At 40.4% G+C, this 11,654-nt stretch carries 6 protein-coding genes and 2 tRNA genes; 5 read left to right on the plus strand and 3 right to left on the minus strand.

Going from position 1 to position 11,654, the window contains the following annotated elements; translation table 11 throughout:
- Positions 1-80 precede the first annotated feature (80 nt).
- A complete protein-coding gene (locus tag MWU82_RS07395; RefSeq protein WP_247095881.1) occupies positions 81-2,633 on the minus strand; it encodes an ATP-dependent Clp protease ATP-binding subunit in 2,553 nt (850 codons plus the stop codon).
- A gap of 257 nt (positions 2,634-2,890) precedes the next feature.
- On the opposite strand from MWU82_RS07395, the gene gyrA reads away from it, so the two are divergent.
- Both gyrA and MWU82_RS07405 read left to right on the plus strand, forming a co-directional pair.
- The gene (gene gyrA, locus MWU82_RS07400) at positions 2,891-5,422 is read left to right on the plus strand and encodes a DNA gyrase subunit A (RefSeq protein WP_215946562.1); all 2,532 of its coding nucleotides are present in this window, start codon (positions 2,891-2,893) and stop codon (positions 5,420-5,422) included.
- Between the two features lie 33 nt (positions 5,423-5,455).
- Positions 5,456-6,718 (plus strand): tetratricopeptide repeat protein, encoded by a 1,263-nt coding sequence (locus MWU82_RS07405; protein WP_215946563.1) that lies wholly within the window; start codon positions 5,456-5,458, stop codon positions 6,716-6,718.
- A 54-nt stretch (positions 6,719-6,772) separates the two neighbouring features.
- On the opposite strand, the gene MWU82_RS07410 is transcribed toward MWU82_RS07405, so the two are convergent.
- Together MWU82_RS07410 and MWU82_RS07415 are read right to left on the minus strand one after the other, a co-directional pair.
- Positions 6,773-7,525 carry an NlpC/P60 family protein gene (locus MWU82_RS07410; RefSeq protein ID WP_215946564.1) on the minus strand — a complete coding sequence of 251 codons (753 nt, stop codon included), beginning with the start codon at positions 7,523-7,525 and terminating at the stop codon, positions 6,773-6,775.
- 22 nt (positions 7,526-7,547) lie between these two features.
- Positions 7,548-8,723, minus strand: coding sequence for an acetyl-CoA C-acyltransferase (locus tag MWU82_RS07415; RefSeq protein WP_247095888.1), 1,176 nt, complete (start codon positions 8,721-8,723; stop codon positions 7,548-7,550).
- 237 nt (positions 8,724-8,960) lie between these two features.
- Between MWU82_RS07415 and MWU82_RS07420 the strand changes: the two genes are divergently transcribed.
- The 3 genes from MWU82_RS07420 (at position 8,961) to MWU82_RS07430 (ending at position 11,366) form a co-directional block, all read left to right on the plus strand.
- Positions 8,961-11,009, plus strand: a complete 2,049-nt coding sequence (locus tag MWU82_RS07420) for an HDIG domain-containing metalloprotein (protein ID WP_247095883.1) — start codon at positions 8,961-8,963, stop codon at positions 11,007-11,009.
- 155 nt (positions 11,010-11,164) lie between these two features.
- Positions 11,165-11,248, plus strand: a tRNA-Ser gene (locus tag MWU82_RS07425).
- A 43-nt stretch (positions 11,249-11,291) separates the two neighbouring features.
- Positions 11,292-11,366, plus strand: a tRNA-Pro gene (locus tag MWU82_RS07430).
- Positions 11,367-11,654: the final 288 nt, after the last annotated feature.

Genomic DNA, 11,654 nt, shown 5'->3' on the forward strand with positions numbered 1-11,654 from the left:
TCTTACAAACCTCGGGGAATAAATAAAAAAAGGAGTAGCATTTTGCTACTCCTTTTTTGTGTTTAATATAGATGTCCAATTTAAGTTTTGGACGACTTTTCTGCTTTTTTGATCTTAATGGTAAGTTCTTCCTTGGCCTCATCAAGATCCATATGAATAGTATCGCCTTCCTCCAATTTGGAATTTACGATTTCCTCGGCCAGTGCATCTTCAATATATTTTTGAATAGCTCTCTTAAGTGGCCTGGCGCCGTATTGTTTGTCAAAGCCTTTTTCGGCAATATAATCCTTGGCCTTATCGGTTAGCTGTAAATCATACCCAATATCCTTGATCCTGAGGTATAATTTCTTCAACTCAATATCGATTATCCTGTGGATATCTTCGCGTTCCAGGGCATTAAATACAACAACGTCGTCTATTCTGTTTAAGAATTCCGGTGCAAAGGCCTTCTTTAAGGCGTTTTCGATAACACTTTTTTGATGGGTGTCGGCCTGGGCCTTTTTTGCGGAAGTTCCAAAACCAACTCCTTGGCCAAAATCCTTAAGCTGTCTAGCTCCGATATTGGAGGTCATTATGATGATCGTATTTCTAAAATCGATCTTTCTGCCAAGACTATCTGTTAAATATCCGTCATCCAGCACTTGCAGAAGCATATTGAATACATCTGGGTGTGCTTTTTCAATTTCATCCAATAGAATAACGGAATAAGGCTTACGGCGTACCTTTTCTGTCAACTGTCCGCCTTCTTCGTATCCGACATATCCTGGAGGTGCACCTACTAGTCTTGATATGGCAAATTTCTCCATATATTCACTCATGTCCACTCTGATCAAGGCGTCCTCGGAATCGAATAACTCCTTGGCCAGTATTTTGGCAAGTTGTGTTTTACCTACCCCTGTTTGCCCTAAAAAGATGAAGGAGCCAATAGGTTTGTTAGGGTCTTTTAGACCTGCCCGGTTACGTTGGATCGCTTTGGCAACTTTGGCAACAGCTTCGTCCTGACCAATTACATTGCTCTTGATAAGTTTTGGCAATTCTGCCAATTTATTGCTTTCTGTTTGTGCAATCCTGTTTACGGGAATACCGCTCATCATGGAAACCACGTCGGCAACATTGTCCTCGGTAACGGTTTCTTTGTGTAGCTTACTGTCTTCCTCCCATCGTTCTTGGGCAATGGCCAAATCTTTTTCTATTCGTTTTTCATCATCCCTTAGTTTGGCGGCCTCCTCGTATTTTTGTTTTTTTACGACAGTATTTTTTAGTTCACGAACGTCTTCCAATTGTTTTTCCAGTTCCAATATTTGTTTGGGAACATCCATATTAACAATATGCACGCGCGAACCTGCCTCGTCCAGGGCATCAATGGCCTTGTCCGGTAAATACCTGTCCGTCATATACCTATTGGTAAGTTTTACACAGGCAATTATCGCTTCATCTGTGTAGATTACGTTATGGTGGTCCTCGTACTTTCCTTTGATATTCTTTAAGATCTCAATGGTCTCGGTTACGGTTGTAGGCTCAACGATTACCTTTTGAAATCGTCTTTCTAGGGCACCATCTTTTTCTATGTATTGTCTGTATTCGTCCAAAGTGGTGGCTCCAATACATTGAATTTCACCTCTCGCGAGTGCTGGCTTAAACATATTGGAAGCATCCAAACTACCTGTGGCCCCGCCGGCACCTACAATAGTGTGGATCTCATCGATGAATAGAATTACATCATCATTTTTTTCGAGTTCGTTCATGACCGCCTTCATTCGCTCTTCAAATTGGCCGCGGTATTTGGTACCTGCAACCAAAGAAGCCAAATCCAGGGTTACTACCCTTTTATTGTATAGTATTCTGGAAACTTTCTTGTTGATTATCCTTAGGGCAAGTCCTTCGGCAATGGCACTTTTACCAACACCTGGTTCTCCTATTAGCAGAGGATTGTTCTTTTTTCTTCTACTTAGAATTTGGGAAACCCTTTCAATTTCCTTTTCACGCCCCACAACGGGGTCCAATTTGTTTTCCTCTGCCATTTTGGTCAGGTCGCGACCAAAATTGTCCAATACAGGGGTCTTTGATTTTTTGCTTCCCTTTTGCCCGGAACCGGAAGTGCCAAAAGTGCCTTCTTTTTCTTCATTGGGCTCATCGGAATCACTAGGAAAGGATTCCGAAGTAGGGGAATCTATATAATCGTCATCACTTGTTATCATTGATTTAAACTGGTCTTTTACTCCATCATAGTCCACTTTTAATTTATGTAGTAATTTAGTGGTAGGGTCGTTTTCATTACGTAAAATACATAGTAATAAATGGGCCGTATTGATAGAGGAGCTTTGAAATAATTTAGCTTCTAGAAATGTTGTTTTCAGCGCACGCTCCGCCTGTCTGGTCAGATGCAGGTTCTTTTTGTCCTTTTGTGCAGCGCCAGCATTTGGATTGGCGGGACTTAATATCTCCACTTTTCTTCTCAAGTGATCCAAGTCCACGTCCAATGCGTCTAAAATGCTTATTGCTTTTCCATTACCGTCCCGCAGTAATCCCAGCATTAAATGCTCGGTTCCAATGAAGTCGTGACCCAATCTTAAGGCCTCTTCCTTACTGTAAGCAATAACATCTTTTACTCTAGGGGAAAAATTGTCGTCCATAAAATATCCTTTCAACTTTAAAAATAGTAAATCTATATCAATCTATGGCAAATACTATACCTAATATTCGTTAAAGGTGGTCGATTTGCCGAAATAAGCCATTATTTGCAAAAAAATTAACAATCAAATCGTTATCCGAACCTCATATTTGAAGTGTTAATAAATTCTTCACAAAAGTCTGTCCTAAGTACTTGTATAGTATCGATTTTACGTATATTGTCCTGCTTTTTTAACTAAAAATAAATAGAAGATTTTAAATGGCAGAAGGAGAAAAATTAATTCCGATTAACATTGAAGATGAAATGAAATCTGCCTACATTGATTATTCAATGTCGGTCATTGTGTCACGTGCCCTGCCAGATGTTAGGGATGGTTTAAAGCCAGTGCATAGAAGGGTTTTGTTCGGAATGCACGAGTTAGGTGTTAGATCTAATAGTGCCCATAAGAAATCCGCGCGTATTGTCGGGGAAGTATTAGGTAAGTATCATCCACACGGAGATACTTCTGTTTATGATTCCATGGTGCGTATGGCCCAGGAGTGGAGTTTAAGGTATATGTTGGTCGATGGCCAGGGAAACTTTGGTTCCGTTGATGGTGACAGTCCTGCAGCGATGCGTTATACGGAGGCCCGTATGCGTAAAATTGCGGATGATATGTTGGCCGATATTGATAAGGATACTGTGGATCATCAGCTTAATTTTGATGATTCCTTACAGGAGCCAACGGTACTCCCTACTAGGATACCTAATTTATTGATCAATGGGGCTTCCGGAATTGCAGTGGGTATGGCGACCAATATGCCGCCCCATAACCTCTCGGAAGTAGTGGACGGTACCGTTGCCTATATTGACAATAACGATATTGAGATCGATGAGCTGATTACCCATATCAAGGCACCGGATTTTCCAACAGGTGGTATAATTTATGGCTACGACGGGGTTAAGGAGGCTTTCCATACCGGACGTGGTCGTGTAGTAATGAGGGCGAAAGCCAATTTTGAGGAAGTTCAGGGAAGAGAGAGTATTGTAGTGACGGAAATTCCTTATCAGATCAACAAGGCGGACATGATCAAGAAGACTGCCGATCTGGTCAATGAAAAAAAGATAGAAGGAATTTCTACCATAAGGGATGAATCTGATAGGAACGGTATGCGTATCGTTTATATCCTTAAAAGGGATGCTATTCCAAATATAGTACTTAATACCTTATACAAGTATACTTCCTTACAGTCCTCTTTTAGTGTTAATAACATTGCACTTGTAAACGGAAGGCCACAATTGTTGAACGTTAAGGAGATGATCCACTATTTTGTGGAGCACCGTCACGAAGTGGTTGTAAGGCGCACGGAGTTTGAGCTGAAGAAGGCCGAAGACAGGGCGCACATCCTAGAAGGACTTATTATAGCCTCGGATAATATAGACGAGGTAATTGCGATCATAAGAGCTTCCTCCAATGCTGATGAGGCAAGGGAAAAGCTTATGGAGCGCTTCAAGCTTAGTGAAATTCAGGCCAAGGCCATTGTTGAAATGCGTTTACGCCAATTGACAGGTCTGGAGCAGGATAAATTAAGGACGGAGTACGAAGAAATAATCTTGACCATTGCGGATTTAAAGGATATCCTTGCCAAGAAAGAGCGAAGGATGCAGATAATTAAGGATGAGCTGCTAGAGGTTAAGGACAAGTATGGCGATAACCGTCGTTCCGAAATAAATTTTGCTGGTGGTGACCTAAGTATGGAGGATATGATTCCTGATGAGCAAGTGGTAATTACCATTTCCCATGCCGGTTATATTAAAAGAACGCCTCTTTCGGAATATAAGACCCAAAACAGGGGTGGTGTTGGCCAAAAGGCATCTTCCACTAGAAATGAAGATTTCTTGGAACATCTTTTCGTGGGTACCAACCACCAATACATGTTGTTCTTTACCCAAAAGGGTAAATGTTTCTGGATGCGCGTGTATGAAATTCCGGAGGGTACCAAAACTTCCAAAGGACGTGCTATCCAAAACTTGATCAATATTGAGAACGATGATATGGTGAAAGCCTTCATCTGTACCCAGGATTTAAAGGATGAGGAATATGTAAACAGTCATTATGTTATTATGGCGACCAAAAAGGGTATCGTTAAAAAAACATCTTTGGAACAATACTCAAGGCCAAGACAGAATGGTATTAATGCGATAAGTATTCGTGAGGACGATGAACTTTTGGAAGCTAAACTTACCACAGGTTCAAGTCAGATTTTCCTAGGGTTAAAGTCCGGTAAGGCTATTAGGTTCGAGGAGGTAAAGACGAGACCTATGGGTAGAAATGCATCCGGTGTACGTGGAATTACCCTGGCACATGATAATGATGAGGTAATAGGTATGGTGGCCGTGCATAATTTTGAAGAGGAAATATTGGTAGTGTCCGAGAATGGGTACGGAAAACGTTCCAGTATTGAAGACTATAGAATCACCAATAGAGGAGGTAAAGGGGTGAAGACTATCTCCATTACCGATAAAACTGGTGGATTGGTAGCTATTAAAAATGTTTCGGACTCCGATGATTTAATGATTATCAATAAATCGGGTATCGCAATTAGGATGAGTGTTGAGGATTTAAGAGTAATGGGTAGGGCAACACAGGGTGTTCGACTTATTAATATTAAAGGCAACGATTCCATTGCTGCTGTGGCCAAAGTTATGAAGGATGAAGACGAAATAGATGACATTACAACCTTGGAGGTAGATGCCAAAGAAGAAGATGGCACGGCTCTTGATAATGATAGTGCGGAAACCAAAGAATAACATTTAAACACTAATAAGTAAATTTAATTTGAAATGAAAACAAATATTTTAATACTCTCGACTATGCTTTTTTCGGTAGTCGGAATTGCTCAAAAGGATGAGATAAAAACGGCTGATAAGGCGTTAAAGTCGGGCGATGCCATGGCTGCGAAAACAGCATTGGATGGTGCATCTTCACTAATTGCCAGTGCAGACCCAAAAATGCAGGCCCAATATTATTTTTTAAGGGGAAGCGCTTATGCTGAACTGGCTAAAAAAGGAACTGCTGGTGCTTTTGATGAAGCTATTTCTTCCCTTAAAAAAGTAAGTGAAGTAGAAGAAAAGAGTGGTAAGGCCAAATACGGATCGGATGCCAAGGAAAAACTTTCTGGTATGACCGCTGATCTGATCAATTCTGCTGTGGAAGATAACAATAACAAAAAGTACGAGGAAGCTGCCGGTAAACTCTATATGGGGTACCAATTAAGTCCTCAGGATACTGTTTATCTTTATTATGCGGCCAGTAGCGCTGTAAATGGAGGACATTATGAGAAGGCACTTAAATATTACAATGAGTTAAAGGATTTGGGTTATGATGGAGGCGGAATGGTTTATAAAGCTACCAACGTGTCTACTGGTGAAGTCGAGGAGATGGAGAAAACACAAAGAGAATTAATGGTTAAATCTGGGGCCTATAAAGATCCAGTGGACGAGAAGACCCCTTCAAAAACCACGGAAATAGTAAAGAATATTGCCTTGATATATACACAATTGGGTCAAGATGACAATGCGTTGGATGCTTATAAGGATGCAAGGGCAAAAGATCCAAAGGATGTGAACTTGATTCTGAACGAAGCCAATCTTTACTATAAGATGGGCGATAAGGAGAAATTCAAGGCTTTAATGGCAGAAGCTTCGGAAGTTGCTCCTGATAATCCCGATTTGTTCTACAATGTTGGTGTTATCAATATGGAACAAGGGTTAATTGAAGATGCAAGGAAAGCTTATAGAAGGGCAATCGAAATTAATCCAGGCTATGTCAATGCACAACTGAATCTTTCTACAACCTACGTTAACGAAGGTAACGGTTTGATAGATGAAATGAACTCACTTGGCAATTCCAAAAAAGATATAGCCAGGTATGATGAATTGAAGGAGAAAAAAGATAGTTTGTTCCGCGACGGGGCCATAATCTTGGAGGATGCCTTAAAATTGAATCCTGATAACCAAAGCATTCTTTCCCAATTAAAGAATATTTATGGTGCCTTAGGAGATAATGAAAACTTCTTGCGCCTTAAAAAGCTTAGCGGAGAGTAATACCATATTTCAACAATATATTAAAGGGCCTATCGCAAAACGATGGCCCTTTTTTTATATGATTTTTTTGATTACCCTTAGCTTATGGGTATAGGTATTTGTTTCGGCATTGAAAATTCCTGTATGGTCTATCCGGTCTATTCTGACCTTGCCAAAGGAATGGATAACATAGTTGTTCTCCATGATAATCCCTACGTGGTCTATAATGCCATCATTATTGTCAAAAAAGGCCAGATCCCCTGGTTCACTTTCCTCAATAAAACTTAAGGCTTCCCCTTGGGTAGATTGCTGTTGGGCTCCTCTGAGTAAACGATAGCCGTTGGTTCTGTAGGCCATTTGGGTAAATCCCGGACCGTCAATTCCAAAAGTGGTTTTTCCTCCCCATAGGTAAGGAGCGTTTAAATAGAGAAGAGCTTTGTTTACGAGTTGGTCCTTGTCCTGTTTTCCGACTGTGAACGAGCCGTCGAACTTGTGGTTTAAAGGACAATTTTGTGGTATGCACGATCCTAGGACAATAGGAAGCAGTACATTGTTCTCTGTTTCTATAAATGAAATAAGTTCGGAAGATATTTTTGTTGATTCCAGACTTTCCATTTCCTTAAATAGGTCTTCGTCAATAAAGGTGAATTGCTGATTACTGACCCAGCCTTCAAAATTATCGAAAGCATTACGGATCTTGCTCCATTTTTTTCTCTGATCCAATACCTTAAAATGTTCCCCGTACAAAAGTTGGGAAACCATTTCGCTGGTGTCGTCTGCAACGGAACGTATTGGGACAATACTAAGGTGGCAAATACCGTATTGCATGGGCTTGCTTTACAAGAACTTATTAATTTCTTTCTATAATTATTGCAGAAGCGCCACCGCCACCATTACATATGGCCGCTGCTCCTATTTTTGCTTTATTTTGATCCAGTATGTTGAGTAATGTAATAATGATCCTTGCCCCGGAACAACCCAAGGGGTGACCTAAAGAAACGGCTCCGCCATTCACATTCACATTTTTATCTGTAAGACCAAGTATTTTCATATTGGCGAGGCCAACCACAGAGAAGGCTTCGTTAAATTCGAAATAATCAACATCTTCCATGCCGATACCGGCTTTGGTCAACGCTTTAGGAAGAGCTTTTGCCGGCGCTGTTGTGAACCACTTGGGTTCCTGGGCCGCATCGGCATAACTTTTTATGGTTGCCAAAGGTTTTAATCCAAGTTCCTTTGCTTTTTCCTTGCTCATTAATACCAAAGCTGCTGCACCATCATTAATAGTTGAAGCGTTGGCTGCCGTTACCGTACCATCCTTGGAAAATGCAGGGCGCAATCCAGGAATTTTATCCAGTTTAACATTTTTAAATTCTTCATCTTCGGTTACCAGTATGGGTTCGCCCCTTCTTTGTGGGACTTCCACGGGTACTACTTCATTGGCAAATTTTCCACTTGCCCAGGCATTCGCGGATCTTTGGTAGGATTGAATGGCAAAATTATCTTGGTCTTCCCTGCTAAATTCATATTCAATAGCGCAGGCGTCCGCACATGTTCCCATGGCCTGCTGGTCATAAGCGTCGACAAGTCCATCTTTTTGCATGCCATCGATCAATGTGGCGGGCCCAAATTTTTGGCCACTCCTTAAATGAATATAATGAGGTATTAGGCTCATGTTTTCCATACCCCCGGCAACAACAATATTATTGTCTCCCAATGCTATGGACTGGGCGGCCATCATCACCGATTTCATTCCAGAGGCACAGACCTTGTTGACTGTGGTACAGGGGACCGTATTGGGTATGCCGGCATAAATAGCTGCTTGTCTTGCTGGTGCCTGACCGGTTCCTGCCTGAACAACGTTTCCCATTAGAACTTCCTCCACTTTGGAAGGGTCCAATTTAATTTTACTCAATGCACCCTTAATGGCAATAGCGCCAAGTTCAGGTGCCGGAATGGTGGACAATGCTCCCATAAAGCTTCCTATGGGTGTTCTAACAGCGGAAACGATCACAACATCTTTCATCAAGTTCATTTTTATTATCTGCGAATTTAATAAATTAATGTGCAATGAGATGCGCAACGGTAGAATATTCCAAGTTATTTATGAACCCCTCACTGTTTTTTGGGTATTGGTAATAGATGAAATAAAGCCTACGCCCCTTGGTTAAATTCTATAAGTCCGTTTCAAAAGTGGTGTTATTTGGGCAAAGTGTCATTTTAAGTTTATATTTTTCTATTTTTGACTATATATACTTTCCGTATGCGCACTTTTTTGGATAGCCTTTATAAAAATCATTCCCTGGTTTATAAGTATTTTTTATATTTCTCGGCTGTTTTCTTTATTGTATTCTTTTTTCCACGTGGCGGAAAGTTTAAGTACGAATACCAAAAAGGCAAGCCTTGGCAATACAATAATTTTTATGCGCCTTTCGATTTTTCTATAAATAAGGGCGAGGAGGAAATTATTAAGGAAAAGGAGAAAATAGAAAGCAATCATATAGACTACTATTATTATGACCCCGGTATTGTAGCCGAAGTGGACAGCACAATTGGGAAGGAGCTGGGTAAGGTTTTTAATTCCGCCGGTTTCAACCAGAATGAACTAGAAAGGATTCAAGGGGTTGCCAATGACGTTTTGGCGGAGCTATATGCAAATGGCATTCTGTCCAAAATTGAACGTAGGAGTACTAGGAATAGTCTTTATCTGGTTAAGAACAATGAAGCCACTAAATTAAATTTTGATGATGTATATAGCTTATCCGAGGTAGAGGGTGTTATTAGGAAAAAACTGGCTCAAAGTAATTTGTCGGCTTATGAGCCGTCCTTTCAGGAGTTGTTCTTCAATTTTATAAAACCTAATGTTAGTTTTGATGCCGATTTATCCAATAAGGAACTGGAGTCCGAATATTCAAAGATTTCCTATACGTTGGGGAATGTGGACGAGGGCAAGCTCATCATTGCCAAAGGGGAAGTGGTGGAACAGGAGGACGTTAGGGTATTGGATTCGTTGAAAAGTGAGTTTGAGTCGGAGTTATGGGAAGAGAACAATCAATATTTTATACTGTTCGGCTATACCGTATTGGTGGCAATGGTATTAATGATGTTTTTTCTTTTTCTTAAAAAATATCGCCCGGAAATCTTTAGGGACAATACCAAAGTGACCTTTATTATAGTAAATATTCTTATCATGGTCTTTTTGACCACCATGGTGGTCAAATATGATGTGGAGTATGTTTTTGTGGTTCCTCTATGTATTTTGCCCTTGGTGCTCAAGACATTTTTTGATGCAAGAATGGGGCTCTTTGTACATGTTCTTACCGTTTTAATTTTGGGTTTTGTGGTGCCCAACAGTTTTGAATATATATTTCTCCAAACTTTGGCCGGTATTGTTACCATCCTGTCCGTATCCGAACTCTATAAAAGGGCAAATTTGTTTATATCGGTAGGCCAGATAACCCTGATTTATATTATTGGTTATTTTGCTTTTCATATGATCCATGAGGGTAACCTGGAAGATATACAGTGGATGGCTTTTGGGTATTTTTTCTTGAATGGAATGATTACGCTCTTTGTTCAGCCATTAATTTATATTCATGAGAAAATATTTGGTTTGGTATCCGATGTTTCCTTGTTGGAATTGTCCGATACCAATTCCAAATTATTAAAGGAGTTGTCGAATAAGGCTCCGGGAACTTTTCATCATTCCCTTCAGGTTGCCAATTTGGCGGAAGCCGCAGCGAACGAAATTGGGGCTAATGCCATGCTGGTAAGGGTAGGGGCGCTGTACCATGATATTGGTAAAATGAACAACCCTACCTATTTCACGGAAAACCAGATTACCAATGTAAACCCTCATGATGACTTGGAGCCCAGGGATGCGGCGGCCATAATTATTAACCACGTCATTGAAGGCATAGAAATAGCGAGGAAGAATAAGGTGCCGGATCGTGTAATAGATTTTATTCGTACCCATCATGGAACTTCATTGGTCTTTTATTTTTACAAAAAACAGGAGGCCTTGGAAGGGGAGGTAAATGAAGAAGATTTTAGATACCCAGGACCGATTCCTTTTTCGAAGGAAACCGCCATTTTAATGATGGCCGATTCTGTGGAAGCTGCTTCCAAGAGTTTAAAGAACCCCACTTTTTTGATAATCGATGAATTCGTGGAAAGGATCATTGAAGGCCAAATCAAGGGCGGCCAGTTTTTAAATGCCAATATAACCTTCAAGGAAATAGAAGCGATAAAGAAGATTTTGAAACAGAAATTGGTCAATATTTATCATTTAAGGGTAGAATATCCAGAGTAGTTGGTTTCTAGAATTGTTTGAAGCTTAATTAGATAAGTTGAATAATTGGACAAATAGTAAGAACAAGTAAAAAAAAATTGAAAAATTGTTGCGTTCTTATGAATGAAAAAGTACATTTGCAACCGCATTTTTAATGCGTGAGCTTTGAAATTATTGGAGAGGTGCCGGAGTGGTAACGGAGCAGATTGCTAATCTGTCGACGGGTAACTGTCGCCAGGGTTCGAGTCCCTGTCTCTCCGCTTTTTTTTAGAGTAGTATTGTTGAGATGGTTTTAACCATTCTCGGGGTGTAGCGTAGCCCGGTTATCGCGCCGCGTTTGGGACGCGGAGGTCGCAGGTTCGAATCCTGCCACCCCGACGAACCTAGAAATAGGTAACGACAAAAACACTGTTAATCAATTGATTTTCAGTGTTTTTTGTTTTTACACATTTTCTTTGATATCAAATGATATCATATGTGCACACCTAATTCGGTGTGCAAATCGGTGTGCAACTGTTCACTGGAATTGTAGTAACTTGAAAGAACTTTAGGGTAGTATTTGACTTTTTTCGGATCAAGTCCAAAAGTTGGGTTTTTACCATTTTAAGAATATAATTTAATCAAGCGATATAAGAAGTATTCCGTATTCCTGACTCCCCTAAATTG

It is taken from the genome of Arenibacter sp. S6351L (genome assembly GCF_023016025.1).
Taxonomy (GTDB): domain Bacteria; phylum Bacteroidota; class Bacteroidia; order Flavobacteriales; family Flavobacteriaceae; genus Arenibacter; species Arenibacter algicola_B.

Excerpts from the sequence above, each read along its gene's own strand:
- MWU82_RS07410 (WP_215946564.1), bottom strand. The coding sequence starts at position 7,525 with ATGCAATACGGTATTTGCCACCTTAGTATTGTCCCAATACGTTCCGTT.
- MWU82_RS07405 (WP_215946563.1), top strand. The coding sequence starts at position 5,456 with ATGAAAACAAATATTTTAATACTCTCGACTATGCTTTTTTCGGTAGTC.
- MWU82_RS07420 (WP_247095883.1), top strand. The coding sequence starts at position 8,961 with ATGCGCACTTTTTTGGATAGCCTTTATAAAAATCATTCCCTGGTTTAT.
- MWU82_RS07395 (WP_247095881.1), bottom strand. The coding sequence starts at position 2,633 with ATGGACGACAATTTTTCCCCTAGAGTAAAAGATGTTATTGCTTACAGT.
- MWU82_RS07415 (WP_247095888.1), bottom strand. The coding sequence starts at position 8,723 with ATGAAAGATGTTGTGATCGTTTCCGCTGTTAGAACACCCATAGGAAGC.
- gyrA (WP_215946562.1), top strand. The coding sequence starts at position 2,891 with ATGGCAGAAGGAGAAAAATTAATTCCGATTAACATTGAAGATGAAATG.